General features: G+C 70.3%; 8 protein-coding genes and 1 pseudogene. 3 read left to right on the top strand and 6 right to left on the bottom strand.

Features of this window, described 5'->3' with window-relative positions; all coding sequences use genetic code 11:
- Window positions 1-16: 16 nt before the first annotated feature.
- The 4 genes and pseudogenes from H293_RS62030 to H293_RS0141205 all read right to left on the bottom strand — a co-directional run.
- Window positions 17-584 (bottom strand): annotated as a pseudogene (locus H293_RS62030) (transposase); the annotation flags it as partial.
- A 57-nt stretch (window positions 585-641) separates the two neighbouring features.
- On the bottom strand, window positions 642-2,732 hold the full coding sequence (locus tag H293_RS0141215) for a prolyl oligopeptidase family serine peptidase (protein ID WP_020123620.1): 2,091 nt from the start codon (window positions 2,730-2,732) through the stop codon (window positions 642-644).
- Window positions 2,733-2,765: 33 nt separating this feature from the next.
- Complete coding sequence (locus tag H293_RS0141210; RefSeq protein ID WP_020123619.1) at window positions 2,766-4,748, bottom strand: S9 family peptidase; 1,983 nt, start codon at window positions 4,746-4,748, stop codon at window positions 2,766-2,768.
- Between the two features lie 47 nt (window positions 4,749-4,795).
- Window positions 4,796-6,100: an NAD(P)/FAD-dependent oxidoreductase gene (locus H293_RS0141205; RefSeq protein WP_028808641.1), complete on the bottom strand. Its 1,305-nt coding sequence runs from the start codon at window positions 6,098-6,100 to the stop codon at window positions 4,796-4,798.
- Window positions 6,101-6,265: 165 nt separating this feature from the next.
- On the opposite strand from H293_RS0141205, the gene H293_RS53960 reads away from it, so the two are divergent.
- Complete coding sequence (locus H293_RS53960; RefSeq protein ID WP_020123617.1) at window positions 6,266-7,492, top strand: PucR family transcriptional regulator; 1,227 nt, start codon at window positions 6,266-6,268, stop codon at window positions 7,490-7,492.
- A 735-nt stretch (window positions 7,493-8,227) separates the two neighbouring features.
- On the top strand, window positions 8,228-12,025 hold the full coding sequence (locus H293_RS0141195; protein ID WP_028808640.1) for a S8 family serine peptidase: 3,798 nt from the start codon (window positions 8,228-8,230) through the stop codon (window positions 12,023-12,025).
- A 297-nt stretch (window positions 12,026-12,322) separates the two neighbouring features.
- Here the strand turns inward: H293_RS0141195 and H293_RS0141190 are convergent, their stop codons facing one another.
- Window positions 12,323-13,099, bottom strand: a complete 777-nt coding sequence (locus H293_RS0141190) for an alpha/beta fold hydrolase (RefSeq protein ID WP_020123615.1) — start codon at window positions 13,097-13,099, stop codon at window positions 12,323-12,325.
- Between the two features lie 89 nt (window positions 13,100-13,188).
- Here H293_RS0141190 and H293_RS51100 point away from each other — a divergent pair, with 89 nt between their 5' ends.
- Entirely contained in the window at window positions 13,189-14,121 is a 933-nt protein-coding gene (locus H293_RS51100; protein WP_020123614.1) for a LysR family transcriptional regulator, read from the top strand.
- 435 nt (window positions 14,122-14,556) lie between these two features.
- Here H293_RS51100 and H293_RS60705 read toward each other — a convergent pair whose 3' ends face one another.
- Window positions 14,557-15,474: a hypothetical protein gene (locus H293_RS60705; RefSeq protein WP_020123613.1), complete on the bottom strand. Its 918-nt coding sequence runs from the start codon at window positions 15,472-15,474 to the stop codon at window positions 14,557-14,559.
- Between the last annotated feature and the right edge of the window lie 482 nt (window positions 15,475-15,956).

Below are 15,956 nucleotides of genomic sequence, written 5' to 3'. Positions count from 1 at the left end.
TACTGATCTCGGCTCGTTACGGTGATATGGGGGTGTCCAGGGGCAGACCGGTCCCGGCTATGAGCCCGTCGAGGGAGTCAGGTCGGTACCGCAGGCGTTTGAGCCGGTTGCGCACGAGCCGCTCCAGACGGTCGAGGGCGACGACGGCGAGGTTGACCAGGCTGCGTTTGACGTGTGCCCACACACCTTCGACCGGGTTCAGATCGGGTGAGTACGCGGGAAGCAGGAACACCGTCAGCCACTCACGTTCGGCAACCAGTTCCTGCATCGTCTTGGAGACCCTTTGCCCGCGGGATGGGTGAGCAAACGGTGGCACAGCCGGGTGCGGGAAGCCCGGCGCCAGGCGATCAGCCCGGCCACCGACAGGCGTCCCGAGCGTCGTCCGCTTACGGTGACGACCGGGGTGTGGCCACGCCGGCCCCAGGTGCGACCTTTGGGCGGCCTGCGGGTGAAGCCCGCCTCGTCCTCGAAGCAGATTAACCCCCGCAGGCCGCCCGGGCCCTTTTACCTCCACTCAACCTCGTTGCGCCCGAGACGCTGTAGGAGACGTGGAACTTCCTGCCGATCAGCGTGGCCACCCGTGCCCTCTCCGCGGCGAACCGCTGGCGACGGCAAGCCCAATGCCGCTGTTGGCTGGAATCTCAGGGGCCCGCGCTTGCAGCGGGCGGGGTCATGGCGAGTCGCCGCATGAGGAAGGACAGCCAGTAGGCCGTGTGCAAGACCGCCTCGGAGCGGCGGGTCGACAGGCCGTGGCCGACGCCGTCCCAGATGCGGGTGAGGACCGGGGTGTCGGGGTCGGCGGCCGCCTGGATGCGTGCGACGCCCTTGCGGATCTGACCCGGCCGGCACGCGGTGTCGGCGGCGCCGGCGTGGACGTAGAGCCAGGGGTAGCGGACGCCCTCCTCGACTCTCTGATACGCCGACATCCGTGCCAGGTGGTGGACCTCCTCAGAGGTGTCGAAGCCGCCGAACTCAGCGGGGACGGCGAACTTTCCGTACGGGTCACGGTGCGCCATGACCAGGTCGAGGATGGGGCACTGGGCCACCACGGCCGCCCACAGCTCGGGGCGCTGGACGTAGGCCGCGCACGCCATGATGCCGCCGTTGCTCCACCCCGTGACCGCCAGCCGGCCGGTGGTGGTGACGCCGGTGGACAGCAGGTGCTCGGCGACGGCGTAGAGATCGTCGAAGCTGTTCTGCTTGCGGTCGAGGCGTCCGGCGTCGGCCCAGTCGCTGCCCAGGTCGCTGCCGCCGCGCTGGTGCGAGAGGACCAGGGCGCCGCCGGAAGCGACGAAGGCGGCCAGCGGACCCGGGTACTGCGGCGGCCAGGCCACCCGCCCGCCGCCGTAGGCGGTGATGAGGGTTGGCAGCGGCTCGGTGCCGTCGGCGCCCGCGGGCAGGATCAGGTGGTACGGCACCTGCGTGCCGTCGGCGGAGGAAGCCCAGCGCAGCGACACGGTGGCACCGGGCAGTTCAGTCCGCGGCGGCCGCAGCGTCTCGATGTGCCCGGTGCCCGGCCGGTAGCGGTACAGGCCCGGGGAGGTCAGCGGGGTGGAGTGGAGAAAGACGAACTCGTCGGGGTGACCGTCGGGGGTGAGCGCGTTGTGCGACAGGGCGTCGTTGGGGAAGGCGCCCGGGCCGGACAGCGGCACCTCCTCCAGCTCTGTGCCGTCGCGGTCGAAGATCCAGGCTCTGGCCTCGGTGTCCACCGAGCCGGAGACGGCCAACTGCTCGCCGACGACCCGAACATGGCTGAGCACCCGCTGCGACTCCGGCACGATCTCCTGCCAGGTGGCGGGGTCGCCGGGGGTGGTGCTGTCGAAGGGGATGGACACCAGCCGGCCGCGGGGTGCGCCGTGGTTGGTGACGGCGAGGTAGCGGTCGCCGTCGATCACGCCGACGACGATGGCGTCGACGTCCTGCACGAAGGGGCGCCAGGCGCGCTCCGGGAGTTCGCAGACGTAGCGCGGCAAGGCGAACACGCTGGTGGCGACCGCGTACCTGCCGGCCGGGTCCACCTGCACGAGGGGGATGTCGGGGGCATCCACCGCCTCCGGGGCGGGAGGGGCCCCGGCGCCGACGCGGTGGTAGTAGACGGGGAAGGAGTAGGCGTCGCCTGCCGGGTCGGCGGCGGTGTAGAAGAAGCCGGCGCTGTCGGGCGTCCACTGCGGAACTACCAGAAGGCCGTGGCAGCGGTGCGGGATGGCGTCCGGCAGGAGTTCGCCGGTGTCGGTGGCGTACAGGCGGAATTCGCCCTGCTCTCCGCCGTCCGTGCAAACCCCGGTGAGGACCATCGTGCCGTCCGGGGAGGGGGCGATCCAGAAGACCGCGTGTGCGCCGTCGCTGCGGGGGTCGTACACGACCTTGCCCGCTTCCTCCAGGGTGTCGCAGACCCTGACCACGGCGGCGTCCGGGTAGTCGGGGCCGCCGTCCCCGGCCGAGCGGTCGAGGCGGAACCAGCGCCCGCCGGCGAACACCGGGGTGGGATCGGTCATCCAGTGGGGGGAGCCGTTGCCGTCGGCGGCGCAGTGGTCGACCAGCTGCCGCAGGCGCTCGAAGTGCGGCCAGTCCCGCACGTTCTCGTCGGTGAGCCGGTTCTGCGCCTGCTGCCATGCCTGGGTCTCGTCGGTGTCCTCCTCCAGCCAGCGGTAGGGGTCGGGGAAGCTGACGCCGGATACGGTCTCCTGCGCGTGTCCGGTGCGGGTGGGCGGGTAATCGAGCGGTCGCTTCATGGCGGTGCGTCTCCTGCCAGTTGCTCGGGGGCTTCAGGGGCGGGCGGGCATGTGCCGTTCGAACCAGTCGAGGGCGCGGGTGAGGAAGTCGGCGACCGCCGGATGGCTGCGCACCCCGTGCCCCTCCTGGGGGTAGATCAGCAGCGTCGATTCGATGCCCTGGGCGCGGAGCGCCTGGTGGAACTCGCGTGCCTGCCCGGGAGGCGTGCAGCGGTCCTTTGCCCCGGCGACGACGAGGCAGGGGGTGCGCGCCTTGTGGGCGTGGAAGACGGGGCTGCGGGTGTGGGCGGCCGAGCCGGGCTCGGCGAGGTCGGCCTTCAGGAAGGAATTGCCCCACCCACCGATGTTGCTGGTCAGCGACTGGCTGTACCAGTCGGTGACGGGTGAGACGGGGACCGCCGCCGCGATCCGGGTGTCCTGGGTGACCAGCCAGGACGACATGTAGCCGCCGTAGCTGCCGCCGGTGAGCCCGATGCGTTCAGGCTGGACGGTCCCTTCGTCGACGAGGTGGTCGATGCCCGCCAGGATGTCGTGGGCGTCGGCGCCCCCCATGTCGCCGACGACCTGCCGGGCGAACTCCTGGCCGCGCCCGGAGCTGCCCCGGGGGTTGGGGCTGAGCACGGCGTAGCCACGCGAGACGAGCAGCGGCACCCACGGGTGGTTCATCGACCATGTGTTGCGGTAGCCCCAGACCGGGCCGCCGTGGATGTTGACGACGAGCGGGAAGGGCCCCGGCCCCTCGGGAGTGCACAGCACCCCCTCGATCTCCAGGCCGTCCGGGGCCACCCAGGACAGCGGGCGGGCGGTGCCCGCCACAGAGCGCAGGTAGTCGGTGCCGGGGTGCGCGGTGGAGGCAAGCACGTGCTCGCCGCGGGCGTCGGCCAGGACGAGCCGCTGGGGCAGGTCGTAGGACTCCCGCACGGTCAGGAGGCTGCCGTCGGTGGTGAAGCGGCCCGCGGGCAGGGGCGAGGCGCCGCCGCAGGCGAGCGCGGTGGAGAGGACCTCCGTCATGCTGCCGTCGCGCGGTTCGATGATGCCTGCGACGGAGTCGAGGTGTCGCAGGCCGAGGAATCCCAGGCGGTCGGCATCGATCCACTGCAGGGCGGTGACGTCCGTGCCGCCGACCTCGGCCGTCCGCGACCGGCCCGTGGCGATGTCGATGAGGACGAGGTCTCCGGCGACGATCCATCGGTCGCTGCACACGGCCCGTACGACGGCCGCGGTGGCGCCGTCCGGGGACCCGGCGGGCACGCCGAGCTGGACGTCGCTGTGGTACAGCTCCCGGCAGGAGCCGTCGGCGAGGTCGATCAGGCGCAGCGTGGCCCCGTACCAGGAGTCCTCGTCCGCCCCCTCGGAAGCGACGGCCAGGACGTGTCCGGGGCCGCACCAGTTCGCCTCCCAGCAGTTCACGCCCTCGGGTGAGATCCGCCGCACCTCGCCGGTGTCGAGGCTGTACTGCCACAGGCTGCGGAACCCGCCGCCGACGCCGGTCTCGACCAGCGGCTGCCAGGACCGGTCCGGCTCCGGGGAGGCCGTGCCCACGGTCGCCGAGCCCTGGCTGCCCGCCAGATCCGCGTCGAGGGGTGCGATGCCGAGCAGGATGGCGCGCCCGTCGGGGGACCAGTGCGCGTACTCGACGCTGCCGGGTACGGCGGGGGCGGCGACGGCCTCGCCGAGGCGGTCCGGAGTGAGCAGGTGCAGCTGGAAGCGGTGCGGGGTGCCCCGGTCGGAAAGGAAGGCGAGGGTGCTGCCGTCCGGGGAGTGGGAGGCGCCGTGCGCCGAGCCGTGCGCGGCGGAGACGGGTACCAGGCGCCCGTCCTCGGCGGTGTAGACGGCGGTGCGCGGAAGACCTTCGAGGGCGTCGAGGACGACTCCGGTGACGGTGACATGCCGGCCGTCGGCGGTGATGTGCGCTTCGCGCAGCGCGTGCGGTGTGCCGAAGGCCGGCTGGTGCAGGCGGCGCAGATGCTCCTCGACGGCGCTGCGTGACGTCGTCTTCGCGGACCCGGTTTCCATGGCTCTCCCTTGGTGAATGTGGGGCGAGGGGACTGCTCCGCCGGAGGTCAGCCGAGGACGGTGCCGGTCGAACCCGACGGCTGCCGGCGGCGCGAGAAGGCGCCGAGCCCGATGCGCTGGCCGGTGTGCTCGGCGGTGTGAACGAGAGGCTCTCGGTCGTGGTCGTGCCCGGCCTCGACGCCGTGGATCAGCGTGGCCATGAGGCGTCCGACCAGCGGAGCGTTCTTGAACTGGTTTCCGCTGGTGCCGATCGCCACGTAGAAGCCGTCCAGGCCGGTGCGGTCGTAGACGGGCGTCCAGTCGTCGCTGACGTCGTACGCTCCCGCCACTCCGCTGGGCCGGTTGGGCACGCCCAGGCCGGGCAGTCTGCGGGCCGCCCGCATCACCTGCGTGCGGAACCGCGGAGCGGAGACGTGGGGGCGGCCGTCCTCGGGACGCTCCAGCCACTCCAGCGGATCGCACTCCGGCTCCACCCCGCCGACCAGCAGGAACTCCCTGCCCTCGGGCCGCAGATACGTGCCGAGGTCCATGTCGGCGATGACCGGACCGCTCGCGCCGCCGGGGTGGTAGCCGGGCGGGGCCGCTACGAGGTGCACCTCCTGGCGCAGCGGCCGCACGCCCACCGTGAAGTCGTCGCCGACCCCCGCCAGCCGGTTCACGTGCCCCGACCAGGGGCCGGCCGCGTTGACGACGACGCGGGAGTGAAGTTCCGTGCCGTCGTGGAGCCGGACGCCGCAGACCCTGCCGCGCGCCCGCAGGACCGCGGCCACCTGGGCCCTCCACTGGAAGGCGGCGCCGTGGCGGCGTGCGGCGGCGGCAAGGTTCGCCGCGGCCAGCTGCGGGTCGTTGACGTAGCCGCCCTCTGGGGTGAACAGCGCGCCGAGGCGGCCGTGCGGCCCTTCGAAGAAGGCGTCGTCGTCCACCGGCCGGGGCGGCCAGTAGCGGCCGGTGTCCACCGCGGGCAGCCGCGCGGCCAGCGTGTCGGCGTCCCACTCCTCGTAGCCGACGCCGACCTCGTCGAAGTGCCGGGTGAACAGGGCGCGCGGCGCCATCTCCACATCGAGCAGAGCGACCCCGCAGCCGTGGAACACGGCCAGCTGCTCGTCCGCGGGCGCCTCGAGGTGATCGCGCCACGCCTCCCATGAGTGCCGGGACTCCCAGGCCGCGGCCACCCCTTCCCGCGTCGGATAGGTGAACCGCACCACCGCGCTGGAGGCGCTGGTGGAGCCGTGGCCCGGACCGGCGAGCTTGTCGACGACGTTGACGTGCAGTCCACCGCGCGCCAGCTCCAGGGCGATCGACGAACCGATCACGCCGGCGCCGACGACCACCGCGTCCGCGGACGTCCACACAAGGATCACCTCCGTACCGGGCCGCTCCCGGGGCAGCCCTTCCTCCTGCCCCGGGAACGTTACGCACGCCCAGGATTTCTGACCCGCAACATCCGTTGCTCGTTTGCCGGTGATCGTGCGACATCGGTGGTGCTGGTCTGCGGGCCGGACCGGTAGCCTGCGGCCATGGCGAGCGACATGCAGCAGTTGGTGGACGCGCTCGGCGCCCGGCTGGGGCGCTCCGTGGCCGTGGACGACCGCTGGGTCCGGCTCGTGGCGCACAGCGCCCATCACGGCGAGGCCGACGCCGCACGCATCGAGTCCCTCATGCACCGAGAGGTGTCGAGTGAGCTCGTCAATCACGTGGCGGCCGCGGGCGCCGCGCGGGCCACGGATCTGTTCACCGTCCCGCCGCGCCCGGAGATCGGCATCGCCGTCGCCCGCTACGGCATGCCGATCCGGCACCACGACGCCCTGCTCGGCTACCTCTGGCTCACCGCCAACGAAGGGCCGGCCGGCCCCCGGGAGGCCGATGCCCTGCGGGCGGCCGCCCGTCAGGCCGCGCTGATCCTCCACGGGGAACACCTGCGCGACGAGATCGCCCGGGGCCGCGAGCGGGAACTCGTGCGCGACCTCGTCGCCGAGAACCCCGTCCTGCGCGCCGAGGCCGCCCAGGCGGTCATCGAGGAGGAACTCGCCACGGCCGGCCGCACCGTGGCCGTCGTCGCCGTCCCCGCCGACGGGCCGGGCGAACCGCTGCCGCAGGAGCGGCGGCTCGTCCTGCACCTGGCCGTCGAGCACATCCGCCGCCAGGCCGCCCCCGGGAGTGTCCTGTCCCTGGTCCGCCCCGACCACGCCCTGGTCCTCAGCATCCACCCCAGGGCCGGCGACGAGCGCGCGGCAGCGGGCGCCGAAGAACTGGCGGGGGCGCTCAGCGGGCGCCTGCGGGAGGAGTCGTCACCCCACTGGGCAGCGGCCTTCCGCGTCGGAGTCGGCCAAGTCGCCCGCGGCCTCACCGACGCCGCCACCACGTACCTCGAGGCAATGCACGCCGCAGAGGTCGCCCGCAGGACGGGCAGCGGCGAAGCAGTGACGCTCTACAGCCGCCTGGGCATCTACGGGCTCCTCGCCAGGCTTCCGCCCTCCGAGCTCGCCGAGAGCATGCCCGCGAGCCTCCGCACCCTGCTGCACCCGCGCTCCGGTGACCCCGAGCTGACAGAAACCCTCACCACCTATCTCGACGCCGCGGGCGACACCGGGCGCTCCGCGGCACTGCTGCACATCCACCGCTCCACGCTCTACCACCGCCTGCGCCGCATCGAGGATCTCACCGGCCTGTCCCTCTCCCACGGCAACGACCGTCTGACCGCCCACCTCGCCGTCAAGATCGCTCAACTTCGGCTGCTGGACTGACGGATCCGTCGCCGTCGCGGATGACGCGGCCGCGACCACACCAGCCGACCAGGCCCTGCTGTCCAGTCTGATCGCCACAGACGACCCGCAACCCACTCGTCAAACGAGTCAGCGGCTCGGATGGCGGCGGTGCCAACGACGTGCTTCACTCGGCGGCCCGGCACGCCATGGGGCAGCCGAGCGACATCAGCTCAGCACATTGAAGCGGCTGAAACGGCGACAGGATTTAGCCCGCCTCCCCCTGTCGGCCACACCGCGTGCCGATCTATGGTCACTGCTGCCGGTGCCGGGCTGGATCGGCTTCCTCCCGCACCCCGTCGTCCCGACGACGAGCAGCGAGTTCCTGCTCTTCCGGCGGTCCGACGACCGATGGGTGCATGACCGCTGCTCAAGTCGATGGTGATCGGCACAAATCGACACAAGGAGACTCGGCGTTGCCCTTCCCTGCGCGGAGGTTGGCCCGGTGCGGGGAGGCGAGGCCATGCCTTCAACGCGTGGTCCACGGCAAGTTGCAGGGCTGACGCGTCCTCGGCTTCCTCGTCCGCTTTGGCCGCCGGGTATCTGGCGCAGGACATGAGCCATGCCCGTGGCGTGCAACGCGCCGTAGCGCCCTGCTGTCGCGGTTGCGACATGTCCCACCTGTGCCAGCGAAAACAAGTGACATCAGGATCGGTAGCACCAGATTCTGTCGACCGCGTGAACTTCTCCGCGCGTACGACGGAAGGCATGACAAGGATGAGACGGATCCGCCCAGTGGCGGCGATATCGACGGGACTTGCCCTGGCCGCCGGAGCCGTTTCGCCGGTGGCAGCCGACAGCGGTGCACCACACACGGCGCAGGCGGTGGTCGGCGCGGCAGCACCGAAGAGCGCCGGCAGCGTTCGTCTGATCACGGGTGACCGAGTGGCCGTGAGCACGGACACGACAGGCCGGAGGACCGCCTCGGTCACACCCGGGCCCGGACGACGGCACATCGTCTTCCGCACGTACGAGGAGGACGGGCGCTTGACAGTCCTGCCCTCTGACGCCGGGGACCTGGTCTCGGCGGGGCTGTTGGACCGGGATCTGTTCGACGTCAGCGGGCTCCTCGCCCAACGGTACGACGAGGCGCACAGCGACGCGCTCCCACTGATCGTGGCGGGAGCCGATGGGGCGGCGGCGCCCGCAGTACGGCGGTTGAGCAGCCTGGCCGAGAGTGGCTCCCCGGTCCGCCGGCTGGACAGCATCGGCGCGCGGTCCGTGCGGGTGGCCGAGGAGGACCTCGGCAGGTTCTGGAAGCAGTTGGCGAGGGAGGACGTTCAGCCACGCACTGCCAAGACGTCCGGCTCCCCGCGGGTCTGGCTGGACGGCCGGGTTCGCTCCACCCTGGACCGCAGCGTTCCCCAGATCGGTGCTCCGACCGTGTGGAACGCCGGATTGCACGGCGAGTCGGTCAAGGTCGCCGTGCTGGACACCGGCGCGGACCAGTCGCATCCAGACCTGGCCGGTCGGATCTCCGAGGCCAAGGACTTCTCCGGCAGTTCCGGTACCGGGGACGCCTTCGGGCACGGTACGCATGTGGCGTCCATCGTCGGGGGCAGTGGAGCCGCGTCCAGTGGTGGCAAGGGGGGCAAGGGTGTGGCGCCCGCCGCCGACCTGCTCGTCGGGAAGGTGCTCGGGGACGACGGCTTCGGCAGCGAGTCCCAGGTGATCGCCGGAATGGAATGGGCGGCACACACGGGCGCCAGGGTTGTCAACATGAGTCTGGGTTCGGACAGTCCGAGCGATGGCACGGACCCGATGAGCCTCGCGCTGAACGAACTCTCGGAGCGCACAGGCACGTTGTTCGTCGTCGCGGCGGGCAACAGCGGTGAGCAGGGGCCGGGCACGATCGGCTCCCCCGGCGCCGCGGACGCGGCGCTCACCGTCGGGGCAGTCGATCGCGCCGGCAGGCTCGCGTCGTTCTCCAGCCGTGGTCCCCGTACGGAAGACGACGCCGTCAAGCCCGATCTGACAGCACCCGGTGTCGGCATCGTTGCGGCTCGCGCGGCAGGAACGACGATGGGTGAGCCGGTCGATGCACTGCATGTAGCGGCTTCCGGTACGTCGATGGCGACACCGCATGTGGCGGGCGCGGCCGCGCTGCTCGCTCAGCGCCACCCGGACTGGAACGCGGCCCAGTTGAAGGACGCGCTCATCAGTACGGCTCACACGGCATCGGACCAGGCGGTGACCGAGCAGGGCGGCGGGCTCCTCGACGTGGCGGCGGCCGCTCTGGGTCCCGTGACCGCGACCGGCACCGTCGCCCTGGGGCCGTTCGATACCGGCGGTGGCACGGTCCGTACGACGCAAGTGCGGTACACGAACGCCTCGGACGCCGACATCACACTGGCACTCACGTCCCGGTTGGCCACAGCCGGAGGCCGCACGCCCGGGCAAGGGGCGGTAACGCTCGGATCCGGCTCAGTGCGGGTACCCGCGGGCGCCACCGCCGAGGTGCCGCTGACGGTCGATCCTGCCCGAGTCCAGCGGGGCGACTACTACGGATACGTGACCGCGGTCTCCGAGGACGGCAAGGTCACCGTGCACACCACGGTCAGCCTGGCCGTGCAGGGACCCACGCACCGGCTGACCGTCAAAACGGTGGACCTCACGGGCAAGCAGGTGGAGGCGCTGCCGACGCTCTGGGGTACCGACGGCTTCGTCGGCTACACCAGCACCGACCCTGCCGTCGCCGAGGTCGAGGAGGGCACCTACCAGTTGGACTACTCCTCCCTGGACCCGGCCGCCGACGGACAGGAACTGCGCCACGTGGTCCTGCCGGAGGTCAAGGTCACCAAGGACATGTCCGTCACGCTCGACCTGCGCAAGACGACGCTGGTCGACATCCGCACGCCCCGGCCGGCCGAGCAGCGCGGCATCCTCAGCTACCAGACGTACCGGAAGATCGACGGGCACAGCCTGCTCCAGGGCACGATGTACTTCGACATCGGCAAGCGCCTGTACGTCAGTCCCACGGCCGCCGTCACCGACGGCACCTTCGAGTTCGCCTCGCGCTGGCAACTCGTCGCACCACTCCTTGAGATGACCGTAACGGGAGGCCACGGCGGCAAGGAGACACCGGACGCCTACTACATGCCGTCCTCACCGCTCTTCGACGAAAAGGGAACGCGCCTGACCGCCGTGAACGCGGGGGACGCCTCCTCTCCGACCTTCCGCCGGGCGCGAGGCAGACTCGCAGTGCTCACCAACGAACAGAACGTCGACGAAGGAGAGTTGGCCAGGCAGGCCGCGGCCGCCGGCGCACGCGGCGTCGTGCTCGTCCATTTCAGCGACATCCCCTGGACCCGCTGGCGCCCGGCCGGTGACCGCTGGGCAGTGCCGACCGTCAGGATCGGCGCCGAGGCCGGAGCCGCCCTGGTGAAGCGGATCGGCAAGGGGGACACCACAGTCGAGTTCACCGGCACCGCTCGCAGCCCGTACCTGTACGACGTCATGCAGGTGTCGTCTCAGCGCATCCCCCAGACGGTGGTGTACACGGTGTCCGAGCGCAACAGCGCCGTGGTGAAGGCCAGATACGCGGACAACGGCGGCGCACGCTGGGAGAGCGAGCAGCGCTTCGCCCGAAGGCCGTATCAGGACATCGCCTGGCTGCAGTACACCCGCTACGTACCGACCGGTTTCGACCGAACGGAATACGTCAGTTCCGGTGACACCGTGTGGCAACACTTGGTGCATCACCAGACTACGTTCGGTGAGGACACGCCGTTGAGCGTCGGAATGGTCGACGCCCCGCGCACCTACCGTGCGGGTGAGCAGACGCGTGACACCTGGCAGGCAGCCGTCGTACGCCCGTCGATCCCGCGCTTCACCGCAACACCGTCCGTGCGCTCGGGCGACGTGCTGAGCCTGCGCATACCGGAATTCACCGACTCGCAGGCCGGCCACCAGTCACGGCTGATCGCCGAGGACGGCGGCTGGGGCACCGCCGGTACGGCACAGGCGGCGCAGGGCGACTCGGCCGCCGCCGCTCTGTACCGCGACGGCCGGAAAGTCGCGGAGGCAGACAGCGGGTTCGCGGACTTCGAGGTGCCCTCCGGTGCGGCCGATTACCGACTCGATCTCACCACCTCGCGGATCTCCGATGAATGGGCGTACGGCACCGACACCGACACGTCCTGGTCGTTCCGCTCGGCAAACGCGGGCGAGACGACGCCACTGCCGCTGCTCCAGCTCGACTACAACGTACCGGTCGACGCATACAACGCCGTCGATTCCGGCCGTACCCACTGGATCGGGCTGTCGGTCCGTTCGCAGGACGGCCTGGCCGCGCCCCACGGTGTGAGCCTCCAGGTCAAGGTCTCCTACGACGACGGCAAAACATGGGACCAGGCCAAATTGAAAGCCCACGGGCGCAACATGTTCGAGACCGCCATCAAGAAGCCGTACCGGATACGTGGCGACGCGTACGTGACACTGCAGGTGACGGCACGGGATGCGGCGGGCAACTCCGTGCGGCAGACCGTGCAACGGGCCTTCCTGCACCGCGGATAGCCGTTCGGAGCCCATAGGGGGTGAGCGGGGCCAGGAGAGCCCCGCTCACCCTCCCCCTCTGTGACAACCGCGCAGTACGGTGTTCGACCATTGAAGCCGGCCGGTCGCGCGGAGGTGCCATGACGCTGAGGGCTGCAGGGGTGTCGGACGCCGAAGAGTCCGTCTACCGGTATCTCATGACTGTCAGTCGGGCCTCGGCCGCAGAGGTGGCCTCGCACACTGGCCTGAGCCCCGATGTGGCTCTGCTGCCCATTCCGCGGTCGGGTCGCCCCACGAGTCGACCCGACCGCACGGGGCCTATCGGGGCAACTCCGCCCAGAACTTCTGCAGAGTCTCCGCCGCTCGCTCGGGCTCCTGAAGCATCCAATAGTGGCCCAGCCCATCAAGCCGCGCCAGCTGAGCGCCGAACCTTCGCGCCAACTCCACGTTTTGGGCGACTACCAACTCCGCGTCCTGGGTGACGCCCTCCAAGTCGTCGCCCGTTGGCATCAAGACAAGTCCCGGCGTGTCGATCGGTCCGGTCACCGCCGTGCCCCAGTCAATGTGAAAATTCGGCCAAGCCGAGCGGTACAGGGCGAGGATGGCGGCGCCCATCGTCTCATCGTGTGCGGCGTCGACTTCGGCAGCGAAATCCGCCGTCATACCGCGCGTGCGCAGCACATCGCCGAAAGTGCCACCGCTACCCGGCACCGCCGCGCGGATCGCCGATAGAAATTCCTCACCTTCCGGGCTCTTGTTCCACAATGCCGCAACCTCGTGCCACTGATAGTCGGGATGCCAGCCATAGACGACATCAGACACCCAACTGCGGACCGGCACGTCGGCGTAGGCCGACACGACACGCATGGCCAGGTGGCCTCCCCAGTCGTGGCCGACAAGATCAACCGGCTCTCCGATCGCCAGCAATTCGCCGGCCAACCAGTCGGCGTAGCCGTCCTTGTCAGTCAGATGCGGCGGCCGGGCAGAGCCAAACCCCGGCAGGCGCAGTGCCACGCTCTCCTGCGGAATAAGGCGGCGGACACTGTCCCAGAGGGCCGGCGTCTCCGGGACGCCATGAACGAATACCACAGTCATGGCAGGTAATCCTGCACGGGCCGTGTCGGTCGAGGTATCCAACTCCGGGCATGGGCCGCGATGCCGGATCGGCATGGCACACTGACGACATGGCAGAGGTCGATATACGCCAGCTGCACTATCTTGTGGCCGTCGCCGACGAAGGCGGCATCACTCGCGCCGCCGAACGCCTCACGATGACGCAGCCTGCACTGTCGCGCGCCATCGCCGCGCTGGAACGAGCCGTCGGGGTTGCCTTGATCGAACGGCTGCCCCGTGGGAGCTCCCTGACCCCGGCGGGCGCAGTGCTGGCCGACCACGCTCGCGCCATCACCAGACACGTGTCGGACGCGGTAAGGCTGGCCCGCGAGGTCGGCGGTGACACACCCCCGCTGCGTATCAGCGCTCGCGGCTGCGACCTGGATGCCCTGGACCAAATGATCCGTGGCTACCTCGCCGCAGACCCTCGGCTGCGTACGGAAGTGGTGATGGCGGACTGGCGGACCCAGCTGGAGAACCTGCGCTCCGGGGTGACCGACCTCGCCCTCGTCAGCGGCGACTTCGACGACCGCGGCCTGGACAGCGAGGTGCTTGCCGTCGACGAACGCGTCGCCCTTCTCCCCGCTGCGCACCGGCTCGCCAGCCGCGAGGTCATCGACCGTGCCGAACTGCTACCGGACGCCGTGATCACCTTCTCCAGCAGCAGCGACACCGAACGCGCCTACTGGCTGGACGGCGCACCGATCGCCGCGCCCGAGGTCACAGATGTCCTGCAACTCCTCATTCAGGTACGCCTGGGCAACGGCATCGCCTTCCTGCCTCGGGAAATGCTGCGCTTCGGCCCGTTGCCGCCCGGGATCAGAGTGGTCCAGGTCAATGGGGTCACCCCGGCCCGTCTCCGGCTGGTTTGGGCCGAACAGCAAACCTCACCAGGGGTCGCTCGCTTCGTTCGGCACGCCACGGCAACATACACAAACAGGGCCTTGGCGCGTCTCCCGCTTGCGGACAGTGGAGCCACTGCGGTTGGACTCGGGTCGTCGTAGGTGCTGACTGAAGTTCCCCCGCTGAACTGGACAGCCTGATACTGGGACGGTTGAGTCCCGGAGGAAGCAGTCCAGATAGTGAGCGGCAAGAGCAACATGATTGACGTACTCCCTGACCTAAAGTCCAGGGATTCCGGCCTGGGTCGTCTGACCCTTCCGGGGGCTTCCTGCTTCACCGCGCTGTGCGGGCACGGGCGCCCGTCTTATTGGCGCTCCACAGGCGTTTACTGGCGTCGGCGCTTCAGGGTGATGCTGGTGGGAGGTCGAGAGAGAGGCTGGTTCCCGCGAGGAATCACTTGAGGAGGTCACGGCCCACGCGGGCTTCGGTGGGGCCGTCTCCCTGCGCCAGCATCTCTCGGCGGCGATCGGCGCCTCCGCGACCGCCGACCGGTGGGCCTGACGGGCGCCCTGCCGCTGGTCTGACGGTCGCGGCTCTCAGGCCTCGATGCGTACCCAGGTACGGCCGGCTCGAAGCCATAGGGTTCCGTCGCGGCCCTGGCCGCACTTCATGACCACCCGCCCGGGCACCCGCACTCGCTCCTGGCAGACGGCGACGCACCCGTCGCCGACCAGCTCCGCGCGGGTCACAGTGGTGCTGCGCTTGTAGTGGTCGCGGCCGGTCAGAACCACCCGCGTGCCGCGCACCGCGAATCCGTCCGGGTTCTTCACCGAGCTGCAATAGCTCGCGACCTCGCCGGTGGAGGGTGTGATCCGGGTAAGGAAGGTTCCTTTGGCGCTATACCAGACCAGCCACACCACCTCGCCTTCCGTGGCGGCCGTGCAACCCTCCAGCGGCCCGTCGGGAAGTCTCCCCTCCGGTGCCCACGTCACGACACCCCGGGTGTTCCAGCCCGCCAAGCCGGCCCCGGACTCCGGGTGGTTGCCGTAGATGACCTCGTCACCGTAGGCGCTCCAGATGCCCCCGCTGGGGTCGGTGACCAGAGCCGGGATGTCGTCACCGAGGCAGAAGGCACCCTCCGGCCGGCCCTCGGCGGAGTACACGACAGCGTTCTTCCACCAGGATCCCTCCGCGTCCCGACAGGTACGGCCCGACGCCAGCAGGAACCGGGAGCCTGGCAGCAGAGCCAGATGGCTGGGCCACATGTCGATCCCTTCGACCCGGATACGCCGCTGCTCCTGCCCGGAGGCGATGACCAACTCTGCGTCGAACGGCGTCTCGGCACGCCATCCGATCCACCCGCGGGGATACTTGCCACGGCTCAGGCACCGCCGCTGGACCAACATCACAGCAAGTTCGCCGACCGGTCCCACGCTCCACCACAGCGCACGCCACCCCGCCTGGACGTCCTTGGGGGACAGCCTCCATGCGACGGGCAGCTCGTCAATCATCATGGGGATTCACCTTCGGGACTCCGGGGCCTACGCCATCCGAAGATCGCCACGTTACAGGTCGGGGCGATCCCCACTCCCGTCGGAGAAGCCAAGACCGGCCCTTCACGCAGCCCCCTGCGATGACTGGCGTCAGCTCGTCAGGGCGATAGTGGGCCATGGAGGGCCGACCCGTGCCGGCTATGAAACCGTCGAGGTTATGGGACCGGTAGGCAAACCTCGACCTGAGCGGCCCAGCCGCTGGGCCAGGGGCTGTTGCGTGATCCCGTTTCGTCCGGAGTGCCGTGCTGGCCCCTCCTTGGAGGGGCCAGCACGGTTCGGGCAGGTGGCGAACGCAGTGCAGGCACGGTCTCAGTGATCATGTGAGTGTCGAAGTCCCATGACCACCTGGCGAGTCCGCGCCTGCTCCCGCATCTTCTCCCATGCCCACCGCGCTGGCCCGACTGGGCCTGACTGCCGAGCCGGTCCCGCTGACGGACGCGGTC

This window comes from Streptomyces canus 299MFChir4.1 (genome assembly GCF_000383615.1).
Lineage (GTDB): Bacteria > Actinomycetota > Actinomycetes > Streptomycetales > Streptomycetaceae > Streptomyces > Streptomyces canus_C.
This window is presented reverse-complemented; position numbering and strand designations above follow the sequence as displayed.

Bases quoted from the DNA above. Each gene is read 5' to 3' on its own strand.
- H293_RS53960 (WP_020123617.1), top strand. From the start codon at position 6,266: ATGGCGAGCGACATGCAGCAGTTGGTGGACGCGCTCGGCGCCCGGCTG.
- H293_RS0141195 (WP_028808640.1), top strand. From the start codon at position 8,228: ATGAGACGGATCCGCCCAGTGGCGGCGATATCGACGGGACTTGCCCTG.
- H293_RS0141215 (WP_020123620.1), bottom strand. From the start codon at position 2,732: ATGAAGCGACCGCTCGATTACCCGCCCACCCGCACCGGACACGCGCAG.
- H293_RS0141190 (WP_020123615.1), bottom strand. From the start codon at position 13,099: ATGACTGTGGTATTCGTTCATGGCGTCCCGGAGACGCCGGCCCTCTGG.
- H293_RS60705 (WP_020123613.1), bottom strand. From the start codon at position 15,474: ATGATGATTGACGAGCTGCCCGTCGCATGGAGGCTGTCCCCCAAGGAC.
- H293_RS51100 (WP_020123614.1), top strand. From the start codon at position 13,189: ATGGCAGAGGTCGATATACGCCAGCTGCACTATCTTGTGGCCGTCGCC.
- H293_RS0141210 (WP_020123619.1), bottom strand. From the start codon at position 4,748: ATGGAAACCGGGTCCGCGAAGACGACGTCACGCAGCGCCGTCGAGGAG.